This window comes from Streptomyces sp. NPDC050211 (assembly GCF_040656035.1).
Lineage (GTDB): Bacteria > Actinomycetota > Actinomycetes > Streptomycetales > Streptomycetaceae > Streptomyces.
In genome coordinates, this window is record NZ_JBFALC010000056.1 from 29,524 (window position 1) to 54,044 (window position 24,521).

At 70.2% G+C, this 24,521-nt stretch carries 23 protein-coding genes; 11 read left to right on the forward strand and 12 right to left on the reverse strand.

The annotated features are described in order from the left end of the window. Nucleotides 1–14: 14 nt before the first annotated feature. Nucleotides 15–422, forward strand: a complete 408-nt coding sequence (locus AB0I98_RS37905; protein ID WP_362949851.1) for a DUF1257 domain-containing protein — start codon at nucleotides 15–17, stop codon at nucleotides 420–422. Nucleotides 423–432: 10 nt separating this feature from the next. On the opposite strand, the gene AB0I98_RS37910 is transcribed toward AB0I98_RS37905, so the two are convergent. Genes AB0I98_RS37910 through AB0I98_RS37925 form a run of 4 tightly spaced genes read right to left on the reverse strand, consistent with a single transcriptional unit; the run spans nucleotide 433 to nucleotide 4,210 of the window. Next, nucleotides 433–1,731, reverse strand: coding sequence for an FAD-dependent oxidoreductase (locus AB0I98_RS37910; protein WP_362949852.1), 1,299 nt, complete (start codon nucleotides 1,729–1,731; stop codon nucleotides 433–435). Beyond that, nucleotides 1,728–2,522, reverse strand: a complete 795-nt coding sequence (locus tag AB0I98_RS37915; RefSeq protein WP_362949853.1) for an amino acid ABC transporter ATP-binding protein — start codon at nucleotides 2,520–2,522, stop codon at nucleotides 1,728–1,730. Before AB0I98_RS37915 ends, AB0I98_RS37910 begins: the two co-directional genes overlap by 4 nt. Beyond that, a complete protein-coding gene (locus AB0I98_RS37920; protein WP_362949855.1) occupies nucleotides 2,519–3,268 on the reverse strand; it encodes an amino acid ABC transporter permease in 750 nt (249 codons plus the stop codon). Before AB0I98_RS37920 ends, AB0I98_RS37915 begins: the two co-directional genes overlap by 4 nt. Nucleotides 3,269–3,277: 9 nt before the next feature. Then, the gene (locus tag AB0I98_RS37925; protein ID WP_362949856.1) at nucleotides 3,278–4,210 is read right to left on the reverse strand and encodes a transporter substrate-binding domain-containing protein; all 933 of its coding nucleotides are present in this window, start codon (nucleotides 4,208–4,210) and stop codon (nucleotides 3,278–3,280) included. Between the two features lie 235 nt (nucleotides 4,211–4,445). Here AB0I98_RS37925 and AB0I98_RS37930 point away from each other — a divergent pair, with 235 nt between their 5' ends. Together AB0I98_RS37930 and AB0I98_RS37935 are read left to right on the forward strand one after the other, a co-directional pair. Next, nucleotides 4,446–5,642 (forward strand): sugar diacid recognition domain-containing protein, encoded by a 1,197-nt coding sequence (locus AB0I98_RS37930; protein WP_362949857.1) that lies wholly within the window; start codon nucleotides 4,446–4,448, stop codon nucleotides 5,640–5,642. Nucleotides 5,643–5,706: 64 nt separating this feature from the next. Next, nucleotides 5,707–6,894, forward strand: coding sequence for a flavin-dependent monooxygenase (locus AB0I98_RS37935; protein ID WP_362949859.1), 1,188 nt, complete (start codon nucleotides 5,707–5,709; stop codon nucleotides 6,892–6,894). Here AB0I98_RS37935 and AB0I98_RS37940 read toward each other — a convergent pair whose 3' ends face one another. The 6 genes from AB0I98_RS37940 to AB0I98_RS37965 all read right to left on the reverse strand — a co-directional run bounded on the left by AB0I98_RS37940 (nucleotide 6,895) and on the right by AB0I98_RS37965 (nucleotide 15,698). Next, nucleotides 6,895–8,097, reverse strand: coding sequence for an LCP family protein (locus tag AB0I98_RS37940; protein ID WP_362949861.1), 1,203 nt, complete (start codon nucleotides 8,095–8,097; stop codon nucleotides 6,895–6,897). Nucleotides 8,098–8,133: 36 nt separating this feature from the next. After that, nucleotides 8,134–10,230 (reverse strand): glycosyltransferase, encoded by a 2,097-nt coding sequence (locus AB0I98_RS37945; protein WP_362949863.1) that lies wholly within the window; start codon nucleotides 10,228–10,230, stop codon nucleotides 8,134–8,136. Nucleotides 10,231–10,498: 268 nt separating this feature from the next. After that, nucleotides 10,499–11,521: a DNA-directed RNA polymerase subunit alpha gene (locus AB0I98_RS37950; RefSeq protein ID WP_210571255.1), complete on the reverse strand. Its 1,023-nt coding sequence runs from the start codon at nucleotides 11,519–11,521 to the stop codon at nucleotides 10,499–10,501. A 218-nt stretch (nucleotides 11,522–11,739) separates the two neighbouring features. After that, nucleotides 11,740–12,567 carry a hypothetical protein gene (locus AB0I98_RS37955; RefSeq protein WP_362949864.1) on the reverse strand — a complete coding sequence of 276 codons (828 nt, stop codon included), beginning with the start codon at nucleotides 12,565–12,567 and terminating at the stop codon, nucleotides 11,740–11,742. Between the two features lie 136 nt (nucleotides 12,568–12,703). Further along, complete coding sequence (locus AB0I98_RS37960; RefSeq protein ID WP_362949866.1) at nucleotides 12,704–14,335, reverse strand: CocE/NonD family hydrolase; 1,632 nt, start codon at nucleotides 14,333–14,335, stop codon at nucleotides 12,704–12,706. 22 nt (nucleotides 14,336–14,357) lie between these two features. After that, nucleotides 14,358–15,698: a citrate:proton symporter gene (locus tag AB0I98_RS37965; protein WP_362949868.1), complete on the reverse strand. Its 1,341-nt coding sequence runs from the start codon at nucleotides 15,696–15,698 to the stop codon at nucleotides 14,358–14,360. Between the two features lie 167 nt (nucleotides 15,699–15,865). On the opposite strand from AB0I98_RS37965, the gene AB0I98_RS37970 reads away from it, so the two are divergent. The 3 genes from AB0I98_RS37970 to AB0I98_RS37980 all read left to right on the forward strand — a co-directional run bounded on the left by AB0I98_RS37970 (nucleotide 15,866) and on the right by AB0I98_RS37980 (nucleotide 19,034). Continuing rightward, nucleotides 15,866–16,786 carry a LysR substrate-binding domain-containing protein gene (locus tag AB0I98_RS37970; protein WP_362949870.1) on the forward strand — a complete coding sequence of 307 codons (921 nt, stop codon included), beginning with the start codon at nucleotides 15,866–15,868 and terminating at the stop codon, nucleotides 16,784–16,786. 132 nt (nucleotides 16,787–16,918) lie between these two features. Continuing rightward, nucleotides 16,919–18,136: a CoA transferase gene (locus AB0I98_RS37975; RefSeq protein WP_362949872.1), complete on the forward strand. Its 1,218-nt coding sequence runs from the start codon at nucleotides 16,919–16,921 to the stop codon at nucleotides 18,134–18,136. Further along, on the forward strand, nucleotides 18,126–19,034 hold the full coding sequence (locus tag AB0I98_RS37980; protein WP_362949873.1) for a CoA ester lyase: 909 nt from the start codon (nucleotides 18,126–18,128) through the stop codon (nucleotides 19,032–19,034). Before AB0I98_RS37975 ends, AB0I98_RS37980 begins: the two co-directional genes overlap by 11 nt. A 33-nt stretch (nucleotides 19,035–19,067) precedes the next feature. Here AB0I98_RS37980 and AB0I98_RS37985 read toward each other — a convergent pair whose 3' ends face one another. After that, the gene (locus AB0I98_RS37985; RefSeq protein WP_362949874.1) at nucleotides 19,068–19,490 is read right to left on the reverse strand and encodes a secondary thiamine-phosphate synthase enzyme YjbQ; all 423 of its coding nucleotides are present in this window, start codon (nucleotides 19,488–19,490) and stop codon (nucleotides 19,068–19,070) included. Nucleotides 19,491–19,614: 124 nt separating this feature from the next. Between AB0I98_RS37985 and AB0I98_RS37990 the strand changes: the two genes are divergently transcribed. The 5 genes from AB0I98_RS37990 to AB0I98_RS38010 all read left to right on the forward strand — a co-directional run bounded on the left by AB0I98_RS37990 (nucleotide 19,615) and on the right by AB0I98_RS38010 (nucleotide 23,629). Continuing rightward, nucleotides 19,615–19,698: a putative leader peptide gene (locus AB0I98_RS37990; RefSeq protein ID WP_349817350.1), complete on the forward strand. Its 84-nt coding sequence runs from the start codon at nucleotides 19,615–19,617 to the stop codon at nucleotides 19,696–19,698. A 133-nt stretch (nucleotides 19,699–19,831) separates the two neighbouring features. Then, nucleotides 19,832–20,722, forward strand: coding sequence for an ABC transporter permease (locus AB0I98_RS37995; RefSeq protein ID WP_362949876.1), 891 nt, complete (start codon nucleotides 19,832–19,834; stop codon nucleotides 20,720–20,722). After that, a complete protein-coding gene (locus tag AB0I98_RS38000) occupies nucleotides 20,695–21,453 on the forward strand; it encodes an ABC transporter ATP-binding protein (RefSeq protein WP_362949878.1) in 759 nt (252 codons plus the stop codon). Before AB0I98_RS37995 ends, AB0I98_RS38000 begins: the two co-directional genes overlap by 28 nt. A gap of 29 nt (nucleotides 21,454–21,482) precedes the next feature. Then, nucleotides 21,483–22,508, forward strand: a complete 1,026-nt coding sequence (locus tag AB0I98_RS38005; protein ID WP_362949880.1) for an ABC transporter substrate-binding protein — start codon at nucleotides 21,483–21,485, stop codon at nucleotides 22,506–22,508. A gap of 53 nt (nucleotides 22,509–22,561) precedes the next feature. Further along, entirely contained in the window at nucleotides 22,562–23,629 is a 1,068-nt protein-coding gene (locus tag AB0I98_RS38010) for an NAD(P)-binding domain-containing protein (RefSeq protein ID WP_362949881.1), read from the forward strand. Between the two features lie 12 nt (nucleotides 23,630–23,641). Here the strand turns inward: AB0I98_RS38010 and mltG are convergent, their stop codons facing one another. Then, nucleotides 23,642–24,481, reverse strand: a complete 840-nt coding sequence (gene mltG / locus AB0I98_RS38015; protein WP_362949883.1) for an endolytic transglycosylase MltG — start codon at nucleotides 24,479–24,481, stop codon at nucleotides 23,642–23,644. Between the last annotated feature and the right edge of the window lie 40 nt (nucleotides 24,482–24,521).

Genomic DNA, 24,521 nt, shown 5'->3' on the forward strand with positions numbered 1-24,521 from the left:
CCCAAGGAATCGTCATGTCGCACTTCACTCGCGTCCGCACCGCGCTGCGCGACCCCGACCTGCTCGTCCAGGCCCTCGCCGCGGTCGGCTTCACCACCGTCGAGACCCATGACAAGCCACAGCGCCTCTACGGCTACAAGGGCGACGCCCGCCGGGACCGCGCCGAAGTGATCATCCGCCGTGCCCACATCGGCCGCCTCAGCAACGACATCGGCTTCCGCCGCGGCGACGACGGCACCTTCGAAGCCGTCATCAGCGAGTACGACAGGTCCCGTTACGACCAGCCATGGCTGACCAAGGTCGCCCGCGCCTACGGCCACGCCGCCGCCCTGCGCTACGCGGAGGACAACGGCTACGAGGTGGACACCGACGTACTCGACAAGGATGGCCGACGCCGCCTCGTCCTGCGCCGCTACACCTGAGCGTCCCGGTTCAGCGGCGGAGCCGGTCGAAGCAGAACGGTGCGAGGGCCTCGGGGCGTCGGCCGGTGCGGATGTACTCGGCGAGCCGGTGCCCTGTGGCGGGGCCCAGGGTGACGCCGAGCATGCCGTGGCCGGTGGCCGCGAAGGCGTTGGCGTGCCCCGGGATGCGGTCGATCACCGGCAGCCCGTCGGGCAGGAACGGCCGCCCGCCGACCCAGGGATCGCGGATCACGCTCACCAAGTCGTCCGGGTCGTCGAACCAGCGGCCCAGATAGTGCCGGCTCGCCAGCGCCACGGCGACGACACGGCGCCAGTCGAGACGGCTGTTGTTGCCGCTCAGCTCCATCGTGCCGCCGATCCGCGTGGTGCCGCCGATCGGTGAGGCGACGGCCCGGCGCTCGCCGAAGTACAGCGTGTGCCGGGGCGCCGGGTCCAGCTCCACCGAGAAGCTGTACCCCTTGCCCGCCTGGAGAGGCAGTCGGTGTCCCAGAGCACGCAGCAGACGCGGGGAGCGCATACCGGCCGCGACGACGACGGCCGAGCAGGGAATCTCGCCCTGATCGGTGCTCAAGGCGGTGACCCGCCCCCCTTCGGACCGGAATCCCGTGACCTCCGCGTTCTCATGGACCTTCACCCCCGCGGCGGCCAGCGCCGCACCGAGCCCGCGGGCGAAGGCCTCCGGATCGACCACGCCCTCCCCCTCCACGAGGTAGGCCGCGCGCACCCGGGGCGACAGCGCGGCGTCCAGCAGATGGGCTTCGGCACCCGTGGTGACGTCGTCGGGCATCGGATAGCGGCCGTCCGCCATCTCCTGCTGGATCGCGAGGTGATGGCGAGCCTCCACCGGCGACAGGAACGCGTGCACCATCCCGGGCCGGGTCAGCGTCGTGGCCACCCCCGCCTCGCGCAGGCCGTCGAAGAGGTCGAACGTGCCGCGGTTCAGCTCGGCGATCGCGGCGTAACCGCGCCGGAACGCGGCCGGGGTGCTGCTGCGCCAGAACCGCCACAGCCACCGCAGGAACGCCGGATCCGGAAGCGGCCGTAGATACAGCGGTGAGTCCGGCCGCCCCAGCGAGCGCAGGGCGTAGCGCACCACACCCGGGGCCGGGACGGGCGTCGAGTGGCTCAGGCAGACCCAGCCCGCGTTGCCCCGGGACACCCCCGAGCCCAGACCGCGCCGTTCGACGACCGCCACCGGCAGCCCGGCCGCGGCCAGGTAGTAGGCGGTGCACAGGCCCACGACACCGCCTCCCACGACCACGACAGGGTGGTCGCCCACCGGCCCCGGCCTGCCGGGCACGCCGGTCATGACGTGGATCCGTACGACGTGAGGAACTCCCGGGTGCGGGCCTCGGCGGGTGCTCCGAGAACGTCCTCGGGCCTGCCTTCCTCCACGATCCGGCCGCCGTCGACGAAGACGACGCGGTCGGACACCTCGCGGGCGAAGGGCAGTTCGTGGGTGACCAGCATCATCGTCATGCCGTCCGCGGCGAGTTCGCGCATCACGCTCAGCACCTCCCGGGTGGCCTCGGGGTCGAGGGAGGACGTGGGCTCGTCGAAGAGCAGCAACTCGGGCTTGAGGGCGAGCGCCCGCGCGATGGCGACGCGTTGCTGCTCGCCGCCGGAGAGCTGGTCGGGCAGGGCGAGGGCACGGTGGGCGACGCCGACCCGGCGCAGCAGCGCGACGGCACGCTCCAGCGCCTCCGGTTCCGGGATGCCCGCCTTGCGCTGGGCCAGGACGACGTTCTCCACGGCGGTGAGGTGCGGGAACAGGTTGAACCGCTGGAAGACCATGCCCACGGTGCGGCGCAGCCGGGCCAGGTCGCGACAGACCGTGCGGCCGTCCTGGTGGACCACCTCTCCGGCGACCTCGACCGTGCCCCGGTCGGGCCGTTCCAGCAGGTTGACGCAGCGCATCAACGTCGTCTTCCCGCCTCCGCTCTGCCCGATGACGCTGACGATGCGGCCCCGGTCGATGGTCAGGTGGACGCCGTCGAGCACCAGCCTGCCGTCGAAGGACTTGCTCAGCCCGCCGATCCGCACGACGGCCTCGGACGGCGGCGGCGACTTGGTCTGCGCGGCGGTGACTGGCTCGGTCATACGGCACCTGCCTTCACGTCGGCGCTCAGATCCTGGGCGAGCAGGGCGCGCGCCGCGCGCAGGCGCCGTCGTCGCCACGGGGACAGGGGGACGCCTGCCCGTACCTTCCGCTCCAGCAGAAGCAGCAGTTGGGAGAGCGGATAGCACAGGGCGAAGTAGATGGCGGAGATGACGAGATACACCTCCAGGGCCCGGAACGTGGCCGAGGTGATGAGCCGCCCTTCGGACATCAGCTCGGCGGCGGAGACGGTGACCAGCAGCGAGGTGGACTTCAGCAGGTCGACGAGCATCGTGTTGGTCCCGGGCAGTGCCTGGCGTACGGCCTGCGGGAGGACGATGTGACGGAAGATTCCCGTCCTGCCGAGTCCCAGTGCCTGCCCTGCCTCCGTCTGCCCGGTGTGCACGCCGCTGATCGCGGAGCGGAAGATCTCGGACAGGTAGGCGGCGTAGAAGACGACCAGGCTCAGGCATCCGGCGGTGAAGACGTCCAGCCGGATCCCCGCAGAGGCCAGGCCGAAGTAGGCCAGGAAGATGATGGCCAGCAGGGGGATGTTCTTGAACAGCTCGGTGTAGACGGCGGCGACCGCGCGCAGCGGCCATGCCCTGCTCAGCCTGAGCAGCGCCACGGCGAGGCCCAGGAGCACGGCGCCGACGAAGCTCACCACCGTATAGGAGAGGGTGCGCCACAGCGCGTCCAGCAGGTCGGGCCGGTAGTCGGACCAGGGGACTTGGAAGAGATCGGACATGTCAGCCCCTCACTCACCGATGGACGGCGGAGTCCAGTCCTGGGGCCGGTCCACACCGCGGCGGGCGGTGGCGACATCGGCGGCGGGCTTCAGGAACTGCTCGGCATCGCCGCCGTACTTCTTGACGAGCTTCTCCATCTCGCCGTTCTGGTACATGGCGTCGATCTCGGCGGAGATCGCCTTCTCCAGCTTGGTGGCCTTCTGGGGCAGGTAGAAGCCGGTCTGGTAGGGCTGGAAGTACTGGTAGTCGGGCTTGGCCTCGACCTCGGCCGCGGTCGGTGGTGTCAGGTACTGGGTGTCGATCTTCAGGTCCGGCCGTTCCTTCTGCGCCGCGATGATGATCAGCGGGTCGAGGAACCCCACGTCGACGCGGCCCGCGCCGAGGTCGTCGAAGACTCCGTTGGCGTCGGGGTAGGCGTGCAGTTTGGCGTCGGGGACGGCCTGGATCGACTTGACCCACACATAGCCCTCGACCGTGCCGAGTTCCAGGCCCTTCAGGTCGTCGACGGTCTTGTAGGTCTTCCCGCTGCGGACGGCCATCGCCGGGGGCGAGTAGTACGGCGGGTCGGTGAACAGCCCCTGCTTCTGCCGGTCGGCGGACCAGGCGACACCGCCGATGGTGATGTCCACGCGACGGGACTGCACGCCCGCGAGCATGCCGGCGAAGTCCGTCACCTGGGGCTCTATCTCCAGGCCCAGTTTCTCGGACACGTAGGTGAGGATGTCGCCGTCCAGGCCGACGATCTTGTCGCCCTCGACGCTGGTGTACGGAGCGTACGGCTGGACGGCGACCTTGATGACGCCGTCCGTGAGCGTGCCCAGCGCGGCGGTCTCGGCGGACACGTTCTTGGGGGCGTCATCGTCGCCCGAGCCACAGGCGGTGGCCGCCAGCATCAGGAGCATTAGCGACAAACCGCCGGTGAGCGATCGTATACGGGTCATGGCGTGGGCCTTCCGAATCAGTGCTGGGGGAGCTGAAGGAGCCCGCCGTTTCACCGCGCTGTGCCTCCGACGGGGAGGTGATTGGGCCCATACGTTATGGACAGGACCTCATCACGTCACCGGTCACTTCGTACGAACTTGCGGCCGGTATTCCTCGGCATGCTGTACGGTGCGTCCAGCCGTCGGCCGACCCACGGCCCGTTCCCGGCCCATTCCTGTGACGGGAGGAAGCATCGTGCTGAGCCCGTCACTCGCGCAGGAGATCGCCGGGGACACCTCCGCCGTCATCGGCTTCAATGTGCTGATCACCGATGCGGACGGCATGGTCATCGGCAGCGGCGACACCAGCCGGGTCGGAAGCTTTCATGAGGCGTCGGTCGATGTGATCCGCACTCAGGAGGCCGCCACACACAACGCGTTGCAGGCCCAACAGCTGCGTGGCGTGCGCCCGGGTGTCACCCTGCCGCTGGTCTCGGACGGACAGGCGGTGGGAACGGTCGGGATCACCGGAACCCCTGCTCAAGTACGCCGCTTCGGGCTGCTGGTGAAGCGTCAGACGGAGATCCTGCTCAGGGAATCCGTGATGCTGCGCTCCCGCCTGCTCGCCGAACGGGCAACGGAGACGCTGCTCGCCGACATCGCCTCCTACGACCCTCAGGTCGTCGAAGGCGATTTCCTCCTGTTCCGGGCCGCCGAACTCGGCTACGACCTACGACTTGAGCGGGTCGCGGTGGCGTTCGAGGTGAGCGTGCCCGCGACGGCCGCCCGCCGCCAGGGCGCCCCGACCCGGGACATGGCGCTGGTCCGCTCGGAACTGCTCCGCACGGTTCGCGAAGTCTTCGCCGATCCCCAGGACATCGTCGCCTCCACGGCTCCCGGCTGGATCGGGGTACTGCGCCGGCTCCCGGCCCGGACCAGGGTGTCCTCCCTGATCGACGACTGCCGGAGAATCACCGACATCATCGCCGCGCAGGACGGACTGAACGCCCGCGCGGGGATCGGCGAACCGGCCGTCTCCGTGGCCGGCCTGCACGACTCGTACCAGGACGCCCGCGACGCGCTCCGCCTCGGCGGCCGCGTCGCCGTCGACTCCCCGGTCCACCTGATCGCCGATCTGCGCGTCCATCAGGTCCTGGCGACGGTGAGCCAGCCCACGCGCAACCGTCTGATCGAACTGACCGCGGCACGGCTGCGGGCCCAGCCGGACTGGCCGGTCCTGCGCGACACGATCACCGCCTGGTGCGAGAGCGGATTCAACCTCGTCCGCGCGTCCGCCGCCCTGCACATCCACCGCAACACCGTCGTCTACCGCATGAACAAGATCGAGCAGATCACCGGCCGTCCACTCCGTGAGCACCGGACGACCATGGCCCTGTACCTCGCCTGCCTGGCCGACGAACTGGGGGACGGCACCACGACCACCGGCGGATAGCCGTTCAATTCCCGGCGCGGCAGGCGCTGTTGACACACCCGGTCGTCCAGGTGACGGTGCGTTCATGACTCCGTTACCCCCGCTGCCCGGTGCCGACGCCGAACTCGTCGACCGCGTACGAGCGTTACGTCCCCTCATCCGCGAACACGCCCCCCGCACCGAGCAGGAACGGCGCGTCACGCCCGAAGTCGTCGACGCGCTCACCGAGGCCGGGATCTTCCGGATGAACGTGCCCCGGCGGTACGGCGGTTATCAGAGCGGCCTGCGGACACAGGTCGACGCGCTGGCCGAGGTCTCCGCCGCGTGCGGTTCGGCCGGGTTCATGGCGTTGATCCAGGCGGGGTGCGCGTACATCGCGGCGCTGTTCCCCGACGAGGTGCAGGACGAGATCTTCACCGGCCCGGACGTACGGGTCAGCGGCACTCTCATCCCGGACGCCACGGCCGTCCCCACCGAGGACGGGTACGTCGTCAACGGCACCTCGCCCTTCGCCACCGGCTGTCAGGACGCCGACTGGCATCTGCTCACCGCACGGGTCGAGTCCGGCGATGAGCCTCCCGAGATCCTGTGGGCCGCCGTCCCCATGGCCGAGTTGGAGGTTCTGGACGACTGGCATGTGACGGGGCTGGCGGGCAGCGGCAGCAACAGTGTCGTCGCCCGGGACATCGCCGTACCGGCTCATCGCGTGCTGCCGGTCGGGCCGTTGCTGCGCGGGGAGTTCCCGTCCAAGGCCAACGCGGACGACCCGTTCTACCGGATGCCGGTGCTGATGCTGTTCTGCGCGTGGACGACGCCGAACGCTCTCGGGCTGGCGCGCTCGGCGCTGGCGGAGTTCCGGGAACGGATCCACCGGCGCGGCATCACGTACACCTTCTACAAGCGGCAGAGCGAGGCCGCCGTGACGCATCTGCAGGCGGCCGAGGCCGCGATGAAGATCTCCTGTGCCGAGTTGCTGACGGGCGACATCGTCACGCTGATCGAGTCGCGGGCGGCGAGCGGGCAGCCGTACACGACCGAGGAACGCGCCCGGATCCGGGCGAGCAGTGGCTATGTGGCCAGGCTGTGCACGGAGGCCGCCGACCTGATCGGCTCGGCGTCCGGTGCCTCGTCCCTACGCCGGGACGTGCCGATCCAGCGGACCGTGCGTGATCTGCGAGCGCTGAGCCTGCACTCGTTCGTCAACCCGGCCACCAACCTGGAGCTGTACGGCCGGGTGCTGTCCGGGCTCGACGCGGGTACGCCGTTCCTGTGACTAGCCCGCGGGTACCGACTGATCGTTCCGCAGCGCCGTGAAGAGGGCCCGCGCCCGCCGCTCGTCCCATTGCACCGCGCTGCCCTTGGAGGTACGCAGATCGGGGTTGGAGACGGGCACGTTGAGCTGGCTGCCCTTCCCCGACGCGGCCCTCCGCGTCGCCTCGAACAGCGACACCAGGTCGGGCAGTTCCGTGTCCTTGTCCACGATCAGCGTGTCGAGGCCCGCCTCGGCCGTGGGGACCGATTTGGTCGGGTCGAGGAGAGTGGACGGCGTGACCGCCTTCTGCGCGAGCGCGGCCAGGAACTTCTGCTGGTTGCGGGTGCGTCCCAGGTCACCCTCGGCCTCCTGCTTGCGCTGCCGTACGAACGCGAGTGCCTCGGCGCCGTCGAGGGTCTGGCAGCCTCTGGGCAGGTCGGCCCCCGAGTCCTTGTCCTTCACGGCCCGCTCCAGGCACATGTCGACCCCGCCGACCGCGTCGACGACGCCCACGAAGCCGGCGAAGCCGATCTCCGCGTAGTGGTCGATGCGTACTCCAGTGTTGCGTTCCACGGTACGGACGAGCAGGTCGGGGCCGCCTAGCGAGAACGCCGCGTTGAGCTTGTTCGGTGTGGCGGGGTAGCGCCTGCCGGTGTCCGGGTCGACGTACGGCGGGAGGGTCACCCACGAGTCGCGCGGCAGGCTCAGCATCGTGGTGCCGCCGGCCCCGGTGTGCAGCAGGATCACCGAGTCGGTGCGGCGGCCCTCGGTCGAGCCGGTGTTCAGGTCCTGCTGCTCCTGCAACGACAGGCCCTCGCGGCTGTCGGAGCCCACGACCAGGTAGTTGGTGCCCTCGCCGAGCGGCGCCCGGCCGGTGAGCGCGCCGAGGTCGACCTCCTGGTTGAGGCGGGTGTCGGCCCAGACGTATGTGCCGACGACGGAGAGCAGCAGCGCGGCCGACAGGACGGCCACCGTCCGCGCGACGCGGTGGCGTCGGGGGCGGCGGCGGCCGTGGCTCTGGCCGCGGCGGTCGTAGGCGCTCTGGTCGTAGCGGCCGGGGGTTGCGGGCGAGGCCATGCCGGGCAGGGGGGCGGTGCGGGTCGAGGGCGGGGGCACCGCCGGGGGCGGCGGCGCGGCGCCCGGCACCGCGCTCGCCGTCCAGCGGTCTCCCGTCCAGCCGTCTCCCGCCTGGTGGTCTCCTGGATGCTGGGTCCAGTCGTTCATCCACCCGTCCCGCTGGTTCTGCTCGAAGGGTCAACGTCAACGCAGACTCTTGTACGGAACGGGACCGCCGATCTGTTCAGCGGCCGAGCCGGACCGCTTGACCCGGTGCCACTTCAGCCGGCTGCCGAGCAGCAGGGCGACCAGGGACTGGATGACGACCAGGTACATCAGCTGCCGGTAGACGATGATCTGGAACGGCATCGTCCACAGCGTCCGCAGCCGCTCACCGTCGAGTCTCAGGGCGTAGCCGGACGTGGTGAGCTGGACGCCGAGGAAGGCGAACCACACCAGTGCCGACTCCAGCGGATCGCGGAACAGCACGCCGTACAGCGCGTAGACGTCGATGACGGGCGCGAGGAGCGGCAGGGCGACCTGGAAGAGCGCGATGTACGGCAGTCCGCGCCGGCCGAAGCGCCCGGCCGTGCCCCTGCCGAAGAAGGCGCCGCGGTGCTTCCACATCGCCTGAATCGTGCCGTAGCACCAGCGGTACCGCTGCTGCCACAACTGGCGCACCGACGTGGGCACTTCGGTCCAGGCGACGGCGGACTCCTCGTACAGCACCCGCCAGCCCGCCCGCCACAGCGCCATCGTGAGGTCGGTGTCCTCGGCGAGGGTGTCGTCACTGAGCCCGCCGACGGCCAGCACCGCGTCCCGGCGGAAGGCGCCGATGGCACCGGGCACCGTCGTCATGCACTCCAGGACCTCGAACATGCGCCGGTCGAGGTTGAACCCGAAGACGTACTCCAGGTGCTGCCATCGGGCCAGCAGCCTGCGGCGGTTGCCGACCTTGGTGTTGCCGCTGACGGCGCCGACGGCCGCGTGCGCGAGCGGCTGGACGAGCCGCTGAATGGCATCGGGCTCGAAGACGGTGTCGGCGTCGACCATCACCACGATGTCGTACCGCGCCTGCGCCAGCCCGGTGTTGAGGGCGGCGGCCTTGCCCTCGTTGGGCTTGCGGATCACCTCCACGCGCGGATCCCCGATCCCCTCGGCGATCTCGGCCGTACGGTCGGTCGACCCGTCGTCGATCACGATGATCTGCAGCGCCTGGTGGGTGGAGTCGAGCAGCGAGAGGAGGGTGGACTCGATGCCGACCTCTTCGTTGTACGCCGGTACGAGCACCGTCACCGGCCCGGTCACCTCCCGCATCCAGGGCGCCCCCGGCCGGAACCGCTCCAGCCTGCGCACATGGGCCCGGGCGAACAGGGCGAGCAGCACCAGCCGCAGCACACCGAGGCCGCCGGCGAGGCCGAGGGTCCAGATCATGGCCGTGGAGAAAGCACGCCCCGCGGCCGTGGCCCAGATCAACCCCTGCCCCTGCCAGCGGTCGACGGTGGAGGCGGAGGAGTAGGGGACGAGATCGAGCCCCGCGGACACGGTGGTGAACCGGTCGACGTTCCGGTTCCCGAGCAGCTTCTTCGCCTCCTGGTACGCACCGGCCGTCTGGCTCAACTGCCTGACCGTCCCCAGCGCCGGCTTCCGCGACCCCTTGTCGGTGGCGACGAGCACATAGCCGTAGGAGGTAGCACGCCGGGCCGCCTGCCACTCGCGGCCGCACAGTGTGTCGGGTGTCGTGGTCCGCGGCATCCGCAGCAGATTGGTGTGCAGGCCGGTGGAACCCGCCAACGCGGCCTGGGTCATGGCGAGTTCGGCGTCGAAGCGGGGCGGCGAGGACTCGCCGAGAACAGCACCGGTGTAGGTGTTCGAGCCGATCTCGTGCCCTTCGGCACGGATCCGCCGGATCAGGTCGGGGTACTGCGCCGCCTGTGCGCCCTTGACGAAGAAGGTGGCGCGTGCCCGGTTCGTCCGCAGGAGGTCGAGCAGGCGCGGAGTCCAGACGGGGTCGGGCCCGCCGTCGAAGGTGAGCGCCACGGTGCGGGGCGGCATCGCCGCCGTCTGTATCCCGCCGCGGTTGATCCCGATCACCGGCCCGCCCTTCGCCACGGCATCCGGTACGGGCGAGGTGCATGGCGACCGCGTCTTCGCGGCATCGACCTCGTGCTCGGTCCAGCCCTGGAAGAGCAGGGCGGCGAACAGGGCGGGGAGGGTGAGCGCCAGTAACAGCCAGTGGCCGCGGGGGTCACGGGTCTGTTTGTGACGGGCCTTCTGGCGGGACTTCAGCCCGGCCGTCACGGAAACCCACCTCCCCCGGGACCTTCACCTCTGCTCACGGCGGAGGAGATCTTCGTCCACTGCTTGGTGAGGCTGGGGGTACGCATGGGGCGCGAGTGTAGTTACGGGGTTTCGATTACGGGGGCACAACACCGATCTTCACAGGGGGCGCCGCCGAGGTCGCTCCGTCCCAGGCCGTACATGCCGCGGACGCGCGGGCGGGCGGGCGGCCGAGCGTGATCGCTCGGGCCGCCGCAATGCCCCTCGCGCCCCCGGCGCAGCGCAGCGCTCAGTACTCCTCGGTCTCGACGAACCCGGAGTCCGCGTCGTTGTTCGCGCCGAAGGCGTCGACAGCGGCGGTGGGGTCGAATCCGGGCGGGCTGTCCTTGAGCGCCAGGCCCATGCCGTGCAGCTTCGCCTTGACCTCGTCGATGGACTTCGCACCGAAGTTGCGGATGTCCAGCAGGTCGGCCTCGGAGCGCGCGACCAGCTCACCCACCGAGTGGACGCCCTCGCGCTTGAGGCAGTTGTACGACCGGACGGTGAGCTCGAGCTCCTCGATCGGCAGGACCAAGTCGGCGGCAAGGGCGGCGTCCGTCGGGGACGGGCCCATGTCGATGCCCTCGGCGTCGATGTTCAGCTCACGGGCGAGACCGAACAGCTCGACCAGCGTCTTACCGGCGGAGGCCATCGCGTCACGCGGACGCATGGCCTGCTTGGTCTCGACATCGACGATCAGCTTGTCGAAGTCGGTGCGCTGCTCGACACGGGTCGCCTCGACCTTGTACGTGACCTTCAGCACCGGCGAGTAGATGGAGTCGACCGGGACACGGCCGATCTCCTGGCCCACCTGCTTGTTCTGCACGGCGGAGACATAACCACGGCCGCGCTCGACCGTGAGCTCCATCTCCAGCTTGCCCTTGCCGTTGAGAGTGGCAAGAACCAGATCCGGGTTGTGCACCTCGACACCGGCCGGGGGCGCGATGTCGGCGGCGGTGACCAGACCCGGCCCCTGCTTGCGCAGGTACATCACCACAGGCTCGTCGTGCTCACTGCTCACGACCAGCTGCTTGATGTTGAGGATCAGATCGGTGACGTCCTCCTTGACGCCCGGCACGGTGGTGAACTCGTGCAGCACGCCATCGACGCGGACGGACGTGACAGCCGCACCCGGGATCGAGGACAGGAGGGTACGGCGGAGAGAGTTGCCAAGGGTGTAGCCGAAGCCCGGCTCCAGCGGCTCGATCACAAACCGGGAGCGGAACTCGTCGACGACCTCTTCGGCCAGGGACGGACGCTGAGCAATCAGCACGAGGTGTTGCCTCCAGTGGTTCGGCGCCCGGGGATGTGACGCCGTGGTCTCCACGAAGGATACGGGCGATACGGGTGATACGGCCTCCGAAATAGACCGGACCGCCCGACTCAGCCCCTCTGCCGGCCAGTCGGCAGCCCCGGCTCCGGCAGGAATGGAGCCCGAGTTCTGGCAGGAAGAGAGCCCGCCGATCAGCAGCTCCTACTCCTGGACCTCAGTCATTCGGAGCGTGGCCGGGACTGGTACAGCCGGGTGTGATAGCGGCCTTCGGACTCCAGTCCGATGGGGTCGTCGCCGGCCGCGAGCACCTGCTCGACGGCGCGACGCTGTTCCGCCGCGCTGGTGAAGCGCCGCTGGGGGTAGGTCTGTGCGGAGTGGGTCTCGGTGATCAGGCCATGGGCAGCAAGCTGTGCGATCACAAGTTGGTAGGAGACGGAGCGCAGAACGAACGCGCTGACCCAGATCGGCACCCGTGCGCTCTCCAGCAGCGCCTGAAACGTGCGGTGGGTGATGTAGCCGACGCCTCCGGTGACGGTGATCAGGCCGGTGTCCGCGACGGCGCGACGCAACCGAGGGCTGGGCGGGTGGTGTTCCAGGTTCTCGGCGTATGCGTGATCGAGCAGACCGACCGCCAGGGCGTACTGGACGGCGTGGTCAGCGGTGTCGAGCCCGATGACCGGTGCGGCGTCCGCGCGACGCCGTGCGGCGTAGAACTTCTTGTCGTGTTCGATGAGTTCGGCGGACGTGAGGGCGTCGACCTCAGGGCTGGTGTAGTGCGCGTACAGCTCCGCCAGTGTCAGGTGGTGGTTGAGGAGAGCGGCGTTGAAGCCGTACGAGCAGCAGAGGTCGAGGACGGTGACGGGGCCGTCGGTGCCATCGGCCGCGGACCGGTCGGCGCGGGTGCGCCGGAAGACATCCTGCGCGTGGTGCGGTATCTCGTAGTCCAGCGGGGCGAGTCGGCGGACGTAGGCGCGGGGGTCCGGCTGATTGTAGATGTCGTCGAATCGGGTCTTGCCCGATGCGGTGCTGACAGGGCTTACGGCCACGGTGCGTTCCTCCAGGTTATGGAACTGGTCCGCTGCACAGCCCTACCCGGCCCGTGGCACCGACCGATAGACCTCACGGCTGGAACCGGCCACGGGATGCCCGTGGATCCCGCGCGGCCCGGTACACACACAGGAATTACTGGCCGAAATCCCATGCCGAAGAAGTGTGCCCGGCCGCCCGCACCGTGAGCCGCACCGCCGATCCGTGAGCCCCGACCTTGAGCGCCACCCGGCCGGACGGCACATCCGAGTCGATCTCCGGGTAGTCGTCGCTGGAGATCCGCAGCACGAGCCGGTGTCCGGCCGCGATCCGGTAGTGCGTCGGCCAGATGTGCACGTCCAGGCCGTGGAACGCGCCCGGCGTCACCGGCGCGAGCGCGGTGTGCCCGCGGCGATGGCTGGCCTTGAGCCATCCGGCGGTGATTCTCGTTCGTGCGCCGTCGGGTGTCTCGTCGTACAGCACCGCGGCAATATTGCCGTCGGTGGCGGTGAACGCTGCGCGGAGCGACACGCCGGCGTCTCCGGCCAGGACCAGGTCGCGCCTCAATGCCCCGGTGGAGAAGGTGAGTTGTTGATGGCGCTGCGGAGCCTCCGTACCCGTGTTGACCTCGAAGGTGGCCTCGCCTCTGGTGCCGGGGGCGGTCCCGAGTGAGCCGTCGCCGCGCAGCGCGAGCGTCAGGGTATGGGCGCCGCGGGGCGGCCACGCGTGCCACTGGTGCCAGCCCGTGCCGACCCCGGGGCCGGGGATTTCGTACGAGGTGATGCGCGCGGCCGGCAAGGGGGCGCGGGGGTCACCGGCCAGCCAGCGGTCCCACCACGCCAGATAGGGGCCGGGCCCGATGCCCGCGTGCTGGGTGCGCGGATCGCCGTGTTCCCAGGGGCCGGAGACGAGCCACACGTTCTGGGGCCGGGCGAGGTGGTTCTTGACCATGCCGTCGCGGTAGCGGTCGTACCAGCCGTTGATCTCGAGGGTGGGGACGGTCAGTCGGTCCCAGTGGGCCATGACGCTGCGGCCGCGCCAGAAATCGTCGTAGAGCGGGTGCGCGGCGTACGTCTGGAGCGTCGCGGGCGCGTAGGTCCGCTGCCAGTCCCGGATGCGGGGAGAGTAGATCCCGCCGCGGTAGATGGTGTTCTCGTACCAGTCGTGCAGGCCGTTCGTCGGGATGATCGCCTTCAGGTGCGGGGGCCGGTTCACGGCGGCGAGGAGACTGGTGTGTCCGCCGTAGCTGACGCCCATCTGACCTATGCGGCCCGTGGAGGCAGGATGCCGGGCCAGCCATTCGATCGCGTCGTGGTTGTCACGCTGTTCCTGCGGACTGAAGGGGTCCACCGCGCCGGGCGAGGCACCGGAGCCGCGGACCTGGCACACCAGCGCGTTGTAGCCCCGTGCCACGAAGTACGACGCCGTGTGACCGAAGTGCTCCAGGTTCGCGGGGTAGGCGGTGTACTCGTACATGATGCCCGGGAAGCGGCCGGTGGCCGCCTTGCCGTCGGGGCCCGCGGGCCGGTAGAGCTGGGCGGCCAGATGGCTGCCGTCCCGCAGCGGCACTCTGACGTCCTCGCGGATGACGCCGAACAGCGCCGGCCGGTCGTAGGAGAAGAACGGGTCGCCCGGCACCCCGGCTGTCGCACGGGCGGGCGCCGCGGATGCGGGCCGGGCGGGGGCGAGGGCGGCGGTCAGCGCGGCGGTGACACCGAGTCCGCACACGGTGCGGCGGGGCAGGGGCAGGGCTTGCCGTGTGCTTCCGGTGCCCGTCGGCTCGCGCATGTCGGTGTCTCCTCACGGTGGTTCACAGGGATATGGCGCCGGTGAGCAGGGCTGCCGCGGTCATGACGAGGGTCGTGCCGAAGGCCCAGCGGAAGATGAAGCGCTGATGTTCGCCGAGCTGCACTCCGCTCATGCTGACGAGGATGAACGTAGAGGCGGTGAGCGGGCTGAGCGGGAACCCGGTGGTCATCTGGCCGAGGATCGCGGCCCGTGCGATCTCGGCCTCGTCGCCGCCGAAGCCGGACGCCGTCTGGGCGAGGACGGGCAGCACTCCGAAGTAGTAGGCGTCCGGTGTGAAGGCCAAGCTCAGCGGCATGCCGGTGACGGCCACGATCGGCGCGAGGTGTCCGCCCAGGGAGTCGGGCACGACCGAGACCAGCGCCTCCGCCATCTCCGTGATCATCTCGGTGCCGGTCAGGACTCCGGTGAAGACTCCCGCGGCGAAGATCATCGTGGTGACGAGGACGACGCTCTTCGCGTGCTTCTCCAGAAGGGCCTGCTGCGCTTCCCAGGTGGGGTGGTTGACGAAGAGGGCAAGCGCGAAGGCCAGCGCGAACAGCACGGGCAGGGGCATGACTTCCATGACGAGCGCCACGATCAGCGTGACGGTCAGGACGGCGTTGAACGCGGTCAGCCAGAGCTGCGGGCGTCCCTCCCGCACCACGAGGGGCGTACCCGGCCCGTCCCCGGCGGCACGGCCGGCGAGCGGCCCCGCGTCGTCCTGCTCCTGGGCGCTGTCCGGACCGGGCGCGGCGAGGCGGCGGCGCTCGCGTCGGCCGATCCAGTACGAGGCGAGCAGCACCCAGACGATGCCGAAGCCCATCGCCGGGAGGACGGGTGTGAAGACGTCCGAACTCTCCAGGTCCAGCGCCGCCATGGCCCGCACCGTCGGCCCGCCCCAAGGGATCATGTTCATCACGCCCGCGCCCAGGCAGACCACCCCCGAGAGGACCAACGGGCTCATGCCCAGGCGCTTGTAGACGGGCAGCAGCGCGGAGACGGTGATCAGAAACGTCGACGCGCCGTCACCGTCGAGTGCCACACACATGGTGAGGACGGCCGTGCCGACGGCGATGCGTGCCGGGTCGTTCCGGGCGAGGCGAACGACCCGGTTGATCAATGGGTCAAAGAGCCCGGCGTCCACCATCAACGTGAAGTAGAGAACGGCGAAAGCGATCATGATGCCGGTCGGGGCCACCGTGGTGAGCCCTTTGAGGATCATGTCCCCCATGTCGCCGGCGAAGCCCCCGACCAGGGCCGCCAGAACCGGCAGCAGCACCAGCGCCACCAGGACGGAGACCCGTTTGGTCATGGTGAGCAGGAGGAACAGGCCGATCGTGGAGAACCCCAGCGCTGCCAGCATGGTCGTCGCTCACCTTCTCGTACGGCTCGAGGGTCCCCCGGCACTCCCGGTGGCCCGTGCTGCGGATGAGTGTCGGAGCGGCAGCGAATCGGCGTCCAGCATCAAACCGAGATCTATCCATGCGGTTCACGCATCAATGGGCTCGTACGGCCATAAGCTCGCTGGTCATGGACAGCACTCTTCGTCAACTCAGCGCCTACGCCGCCGTGGCCCGGGTGGGCAGCTTCACCGCGGCCGCCGCTCAGTTGCGCGTCTCCCAGTCCTCGCTCAGCCGCGCGGTGGCGGACCTGGAGCGGCAGGTGGGCGCCCGCCTCCTCGAACGCGACACCCGGAACGTCGAGTTGACAGCCGCAGGCGTCGAAGCGCTGCGCATAGCCGAGCAGATCGTGAATGCCCATCAGTCGGGCATGAAGGAGCTGGAGCGCTTCCTGCTCGGTGAGTCGGGGACCGTCGCCGTGGCCACGCTGCCGTCGGTCGCCGCGGTCCTGCTGCCCGAGGTGATCCTGGACTTCCGCCGGCAACGGCCGCAGGTGGCCGTGCAGATCATGGACGGACTCGAACAATCGGTACTGAGCCGGGTCCTGACCGGCGACGCGGACTTCGCCATCACGACCGGTGAGCCGTCGGGGCAGCTGGAGCACCGGCCTTTGGTACGCGACCGGTTCGTGGCCGTCCTGCCGCCGGACCATGCCCTGGCCGACCGTCCCGAGGTCACCTGGGACGACCTGGCACGGGAGCCCTTCCTCGCCGTCGGCCGTGACTCCAGCGTGCGACGCCTGACCGATGCCGCCTTCGCACAGGCCGAGGCCCGGTCGGTGCCGGCCGCGGAGGCGGGCAACGTCGCCACGGTGGGCGGACTCGTGGCGGCCGGGCTCGGGGTCACCGCGATGCCCGCCCTGGTCCTGCCCCTCCTCGGCACGGGCCCGTTCATCCACAGGCCGCTCGTCGAACCGACACTGCACCGGCGCCTCGACATCGCCCTGCGTGCGCGCCGTCCACTCCCGCCGGCGGCCGACCGGTTCCTGGAGACACTGCGGGAGTTCCGGGCGCGTCGGCACGAGCTGCCGTCCGGAGTGTCCTGGGCCTGACCTGCCACCCCCTCCGACTCATGCGTGAACCGCAAGGATTCATAGCCGTTTGTTGCTGGACTCACATGCTCACAGCTCGGCAGGCTGACAGGTGCCGCCGTCAAGCGAGTTGGGGAGCAGAGGGTGTCGAAGGTGTCGATCACGGGTCAGGATGCCGGTGGCCAGGGCCAGCTGCACGGCCTCAAGGTGGTGGAGTTCGCGCACGTGGTGGCGGGTCCGCTGGCCGGCTCCCTCCTTGCCGACCAGGGCGCGGACGTCGTCCATGTGGAGCCGCCGGGCGCCGGTGACGCCGCACGGGCGATGGGCCCCACCAAGGACGGCCACCCGCTCTGGTTCAAGGTCGCCGGCCGCAACAAGCGGTCGGTCACGCTCGATCTCCACCAGGAGTCCGGGCGACGGGTCGCCCAGCGTCTTGTCGCCTGGGCGGATGTCGTCATCGTCACCCTGCGTGCCGGCCGGCTCCGCTCGTGGGGGCTCGACTGGGAGTCCGTGCATCGCATCAACCCCAAGGCCGTCCTGTTGCAGATATCCGGTTTCGGCGCCACCTCGTCACGCGCCGACGAGCCCGGTTTCGGCAAGGTCGGCGAGGCCCGCAGCGGCGTCGTACATCTGACCGGCTTCCCCGATGCCCCGCCCGTGCACACCGGCTTCTCGCACGGCGACGCGGTGACCGGACTCATGGGCGCCTACGCGGTGCTCGCCGCACTGCACCGCCGCGACCACGACCCCGACTTCGACGGCGAGTGGATCGATCTCGCTCTCTTCGAGCCGCTGTTCCGGCTCGTCGAGTGGCAGGTCATCGTCCACGACCAGCTCGGCACGGTACCCGAACGCTCCGGCAACCAGCTCGCCGTCGCCCCCGCCGCCGTCATCAACACCTACCGGTCGAGCGACGGCGAATGGATCACGGTGACGTCGGCGACGCTCCGCTCGGTCCGCAACGTCGCCAAGCTGCTCGGGTTCGACGAGGCCGACTTCGCCACGCCGCAACAGCAGTTCGCCGGGCGCGCCCGCCTCGACGACGGCCTGCGAGCCTGGGTGGCCGAGCGCACGGCGGCCGCCTGCCTAGAAGCCTTCGCACAGGCCGAGGTCGTGGCGTCCCGCGTGTTCAGCGCCGCCGACATCGCCGAGGACCCTGTCTACGCCGAACGCGGCGACATCGTCACCGTCGACGACGCCGACCTCGGCCCCGTACGCATGCAGTCCGTGATCCCCCACTTCCGGCAGCGACCGGGCACCATCTGGCGGACCGGCCCTGCCCTGGGCCAGGACAACGACCTCGTCTACCGCGAGTGGCTCGGCCTGAGCGAGGACCAGCTCGCGGACCTGGAGAAGCACGGTGTCGTCTGAACCCACTCCCCTCCCCCGCCCGCCCCTGCGCTCCCTGCTGTTCGTCCCCGGAAACCGTGCCACGCACTGGCTTCCCAAAGCGCGGGCGGCCGGGGCGGACGCGGTCGTCCTCGACCTGGAGGACGCGGTGCCGCAGGCCGAACGCGCGGACGCCGTCCGGCAAGTGACCGAGGCGCTCGCCCGCCGGGCAGAAGGCACCCTGCCGGGACCGGCCTTGTTCGTCCGCGTCACCCCACTCGACACCTGGGCGGCCGCCGACGAGCTGCGCGCCCTGTGCGGCCCCGGACTCACCGGAATCGTGCTGCCCAAGGTGACAGGCCCCGGCGACATCCGCTTCGCCGACCGGCTCCTCGCCTGGAGCGAGCAGGAACACGGCCTGCCGAACGGCCACTTGGCCCTCATCCCCCTCCTCGAGACCGCTCAGGCCCTGCGCGAGGCCCACGCCTGCGCGACGGCCGCCGCACGCGTCGCCTACCTCGGCGCGATCACCGGGGCGGGCGGCGACGTGGAGCGTGTGATCGGCTACCGCTGGAGCCCGGAAGGCACCGAGACGCACGCCCTGCGCGCCCGCGTCCTGCTCGACGCGCGTGCCGCGGGAACCCCGCATCCGGTGGCCGGGCTGTGGACCCGTATCGGCGATCTCGACGGCCTGCGCGCCTTCGCCGAGCAGAACCGGTCGCTGGGCTACTCGGGCATGCTGGCGATCCACCCCTCCCATGTCCCCGTCATCAACGACGTGTTCGCGCCCAGCCCGGCCGAACTCGCCCGTGCGGCACGCCTGATCGCCGTGGTGGAAGAGGCCCAGACGTCCGGCGCCGGCGCGGTGACGTTCGACGGGGACATGGTCGACGAGGCGATGGCCGCCACGGCTCGGGCGTTGCTGGAGCGCCACACCTGAGCAGCGGTTGCGCGAGCCGCCGACCGATCTCGCTCAGCCCAGGAAGCTCAGCCGAACCTTGCGGTTGGCATTGTCCCTGTTCGTGTCCACCAGGCACACCGACTGCCACGTCCCCAACTCCAGCCGCCCGCCGACCACCGGCAGCGTCGCGTGGGGTGGTACGAGTGCCGGGAGGACGTGGTCGCGGCCGTGGCCGGGGCTGCCGTGGCGGTGCTGCCAGCGGTCGTCGGCGGGCAGGAGGGTGTGCAGGGCGGCGAGGAGGTCGTTGTCGCTGCCGGCGCCCGTCTCGATGATCGCGATGCCGGCGGTGGCGTGGGGGACGAAGACGTTCAGCAGGCCGTCTCGGTCGGCGGCCGTCTCCCGCAGGAAGGTCTCGCAGTCATGGGTGAGGTCGACGACCCGCTCCGTGGAACCGGAGGTCACGTTCAGCACGCGAGTGGTGAAGGCATCTGACATGCGTCCCATCCTCGCGCACACGACCCCATGCGCACGTCATCGGACCGGCCGGGTCCGGAACGAGGGGTCCACACCGCGAGACGGGCGTTGACCGCGGGCATGTCATCTGGCTACTTTCGGCCGCATGTTGCGTTCAGCCCTGCTCACCACGCGCGGTCACATCGACCTGCTGCGGGTGGCCTCCGCCGCGTGTCGCCGCGGCTGCTGACGCCCCTCTCTCGCCTTCCCCGCGCCTGCGCGCCCTCCTGCCCGCACGCCTGATGCGCTGATCCGCGTCGGGCCCTGCGGCGCTCGGGCGCGCCTCATCACCGGCCGCTCCCCCATGAACCCATGGAGCATCCATGAGCATCAGCCATGCCCCGCCCGGCTCGCACGAACCCGATATTTCGCCTATGGGCGAGAAAGGCAGTCCCGCTTCGGCCCCCTCCCCCGACCTCGTTCCCCTCGTCCCCGCCTCCTCTCACCGCACCCGTGTCCCCCGCTGGCTGCGCCGCACCACCGGCCCGCTCCTGCTGCTGGCGCTCTGGCAACTGCTCAGTGTCTCCGGCGTGTTGACCGCCGATGTGCTCGCCTCGCCCGGCCGTATCGCGCAGGTCGGAAGTGATCTGATCGCCGACGGTTCGCTGCCGTCCGCCATGGGGACCTCGCTGCGGCGGGTCGCGCTCGGGCTGCTGCTGGGCACGGTCGTCGGCACCGGACTGGCCCTGGTGTCCGGGCTGTTCCGGATCGGGGAGGATCTCGTCGACGCTCCGGTGCAGATGCTGCGGACGGTGCCCTTCGTGGGGCTCATCCCGCTGTTCATCATCTGGTTCGGGATCGGCGAGGCTCCCAAGGTCGCCATCATCACGCTCGGTGTGACCTTCCCGCTGTACCTCAACGTCTACGCGGGGATCCGGGGCGTGGACGCCCAGTTGATCGAGGCCGGGGAGGCCCTGGGGCTGTCGCGGTGGGGGCTGGTGCGGCATGTCGTGCTGCCGGGTGCGCTGCCCGGCGCGCTGACCGGGCTGCGCTACTCGCTCGGCATCGCCTGGCTCGCGCTCGTCTTCGCCGAGCAGGTCAACGCGGACTCCGGCATCGGGTTCCTCATGGTGCAGGCGCGGGACTTCCTGCGGACCGACGTGATCGTGGTCTGCCTGGTCGTCTATGCCTTCCTCGGCCTGCTGGCCGACTTCGTCGTCCGCTCCCTCGAAAGGCTGCTGCTGCAATGGCGACCGACGTTCACCGGCCGGTGAACCCCAAGGTGAGTCCTCAGTCCACTCAGGCCGTGCAGGTCGAGGGGCTGACCCGCTCCTTCGACGGACGGGCCGTCATCGACCGGCTCCGACTCGACGTCCGCCCGGGCGAATTCGTCGCCCTCCTCGGCCGCAGCGGCTGCGGCAAGTCCACCCTGCTGCGCATCCTCGCCGGGCTCGACCGCGACATCGAGGGCACCGTGCTGGTGCCGCGCCGCAAGGCAGTCGCCTTCCAGGCGCCGCGGCTCATGCCGTGGAAGAAGGTGTGGCGCAACGTCCTGCTCGGCCTTCCGGGCAAGCCCGGCCGAGTCGTCGCCGAGCAGGCGCTCAAGGAGGTCGGCCTGGACCACCGTACGGACGCCTGGCCCAAGACGCTCTCCGGCGGCGAGGCCCAACGCGCCTCCCTCGCACGGGCGTTGGTGCGCGAACCCGATCTGCTGCTGCTCGACGAGCCGTTCGGGGCGCTGGACGCGCTCACCCGCATCAAGGCCCAGCGTCTGGTGGGCGAGTTGTGGCAGCGCCGTGGCTGCGCGGTGCTGCTCGTCACGCACGACGTCGAGGAGGCGGTCCTGCTCGCCGACCGCGTTCTCGTGATGGACGGCGGTGTCATCGCGCACGAGCAGGAGATCGACCTCGATCGGCCGCGTGACATCACCGACCCCCGGTTCGCGGAGCTGCGCGCCGGACTGCTGGAACGGCTCGGCGTCGACACCGCCGCCGAAGCCGCCTGAACTCCCTCACCAGGAAGAACGGATCCATCATGCGACGACGCCTCGTCCCCGCCGCGCTGCTCCTCCCCCTCGCCCTGCTGCTCACGGCCTGCGGCGGGAGTTCGTCGGCCAGCGCAGGGTCCGACACCGACGGCAAGGGCTCGCTCACCCTCGACGTCGGTGACCAGAAAGGCGGTTCCGAAGCCATCCTGCGCGCCGCCGGAGAGCTGAAGGACCTCAACTACAAGATCAAGTGGTCCACGTTCACCTCCGGCCCGCCGCTCCTCGAAGCCGTCAACGCCAAAGCCGTCGACATCGGCGGCGTCGGCAACACCCCACCGGTCTTCGCAGCCGGGGCCGGCTCCAGGATCAAGGTGGTGGCCGCCTGGCACGGCACGTCCCAGGGCGACGCCATCCTCGTGCCCAACGGATCGAAGCTGAAGGGCACCGGGGACCTGAAGGGCAGGTCCGTCGCCGTCGCGCAGGGGTCCTCCGCGCACTACCAACTCGTCGCCTCCCTCAAGGCGGCCGGGCTGACCCTCGGCGACGTGCAGCTCAAATACCTTCAGCCGGCCGACGCCCTCGCCGCGTTCACGTCCGGCAAGGTCGACGCATGGGCGGTCTGGGACCCGTACACCTCGCAGGTACTCCAGGCCGAGCAGGGGACGGTTCTCACGACCGGCGAAGGCGTGACCAACGGTCTCCTGTTCCAGGTGGCGGCGCCCTCCGCGCTTCAGGACAGCAAGAAGACGGCGGCCATCGAGGACTACCTCGGCCGGCTCCGCCGTGCCTACGACTGGGTGTACGACCACCCGGAGGCGTGGGCGGAGGTGTGGGCCAAGGAGACGGGGCTGCCGTACGAGGTGGCGCTGGCCTCGGTGAAACGGACCAACGCCTCCCGGGTCGCGGTCGCCGTGGACAAGCCGCTCATCGCCTCCGAGCAGGAGATCGCCGACACCTTCGCCGATCTGAAGCTGATCCCGCACCGGGTCGACTTCGCCGAGTTCACCGACGCCCGCTTCAATGGCGCCCTGCCGCCGTCCACAGCGAAGCCCCGTGTCTACAAGGACTCCTGATGAGGTCGTGATCCCACGGGAAGATCCATGCACCTCGTGCGGTTAGTAGAAGCGTGAACAACACCGAGGTAGTCGTCATAGGCGCCGGCCAGGCAGGTCTGGCAGGCGCCTATCACCTGCGGCGCACCGGATTCGAGCCGGAGCGGGACTTCGTGGTGCTCGACCACTCCCCCGGGCCCGGCGGCGCCTGGCAGTTCCGGTGGCCTTCGCTGACGTACGGCAAGGTGCACGGGATGCATGCGCTGCCCGGCATGGAGCTCACGGGCGCCGACCCGGCCCGGCCGTCGTCAGAGGTCATCACCGAGTACTTCGACAGATACGAGCGCACCTTCGATCTGCGGGTGCGGCGGCCCGTCGATGTCAATGCCGTGCGCGAGGGCGAGGCGGGGCGGCTGCTCGTGGAGACCTCGGACGGTGTGTGGTCGGCCCGGGCGCTGATCAATGCGACCGGGACCTGGGACCGGCCGTTCTGGCCGCGCTATCGCGGTCAGGAGACCTTCCGGGGGCGGCAGTTGCACACTGCGCAGTATCCGGGACCGGAGGAGTTCGCCGGGCTGCGGGTCGTCGTGGTGGGCGGGGGTGCGTCCGGTACCCAGCATCTGCTGGAGATCGCCCCGTACGCGGCGGCCACGACCTGGGTCACCCGCCGGCCGCCGGTCTTCCGCGAGGGGCCCTTCGACGAGGACGCCGGTCGTGCGGCGGTCGCGCTGGTGGAGGAGCGGGTGCGGCAGGGGCTGCCGCCGCGGAGCGTGGTCTCGGTCACGGGGCTGCCGTTGAACGACGCGATTCGGCAGGGGCTCGCGGACGGGGTCCTGGACCGGCAGCCGATGTTCGACCGGATCACCCCGGACGGGGTGGCGTGGAACGTCGGGCGGCACGTGCCCGCCGACGTCATCCTGTGGGCGACCGGATTCCGGCCCGCCATCGACCATCTGACGCCGCTGAGACTGCGTGAGCCGGGCGGCGGGATCCGGCTCGACGGGACCCGCGCGGTCGCCGATCCGCGGGTCCATCTGGTCGGCTACGGTCCGTCGGCGAGCACCATCGGCGCCAACCGGGCGGGCCGTGCGGCCGTGCGGGACATCAGGCGGCTGCTCGCCGAGGAGCCGGTCGCCGCGTGACGTCCCCGCCGGTCACGTCTTCGCCTGCGGGCCCTTCTGGAGGGCGTTGAACTCCGCCACGTTGCGCTGGTGCTCGGCGTAGTCGGCCGTGAAGCGGGTGTCGCCCCGCTTGACCGTGACGAAGAACAGCCAGTCGCCCGGCGTCGGAGTGACCGCCGCACGCAGGGCCTGCTCGCCGGGGTTGGCGATGGGCGTGGGCGGCAGCCCCATGCGCTGGTACGAGTTGTAGGGGCTCTCGATCCGCAGGTCGTCGAGGGTCGTCTTCACGGTGGAGCGGTTCAGGGCGTAGTTGATGGTGGAGTCCATCTGGAGCGGCATACCGCGTTCGAGCCGGTTGTGGATGACCCGGGCCACCTTGCCCATGTCGGCCTTGGTGGAGGCCTCGGCCTGCACGATGCTCGCGATGGTGACCGCCTGATAGACGTTCATCGCGTTGCGCTGCGCGCCTGCGGCGATCGGGACGCCGTTGAACTTCTGGTGGGCGGTGGCAACCATCGACGACAGCAGCGCCTCCGGCGTCGCCTTCTCGTCGATCGGATACGTCGCCGGGAAGAGATAGCCCTCCGGGTTGCCCTCGGCGTCGACCGGCAGCTTCAGGTGGGCCTTGCCCAGGGACTTCTTGGTGGTGCCCGGTGGCAGCTCGAGGGTCTTGTCGACGGCGTCGTAGACCTGGCCCGCGCGCCAGCCCTCCGGGATCACCAGGGAGACCGGCTTGGTCTCTTCCTCGCCGCTCAGGGTGAGCAGCGGCACCGCCACGGCGGTGCCGGCCAGGACGGCCCCGGTCGCGATGAGGGCGATACGGCCCCGGCGCGTCAGTCGCATGGTGCTGCGTGGCGGAGTGTTGAAGTGCATGCGCAAACCGTAACCCGCATATCGTCACAAACTCCGCATA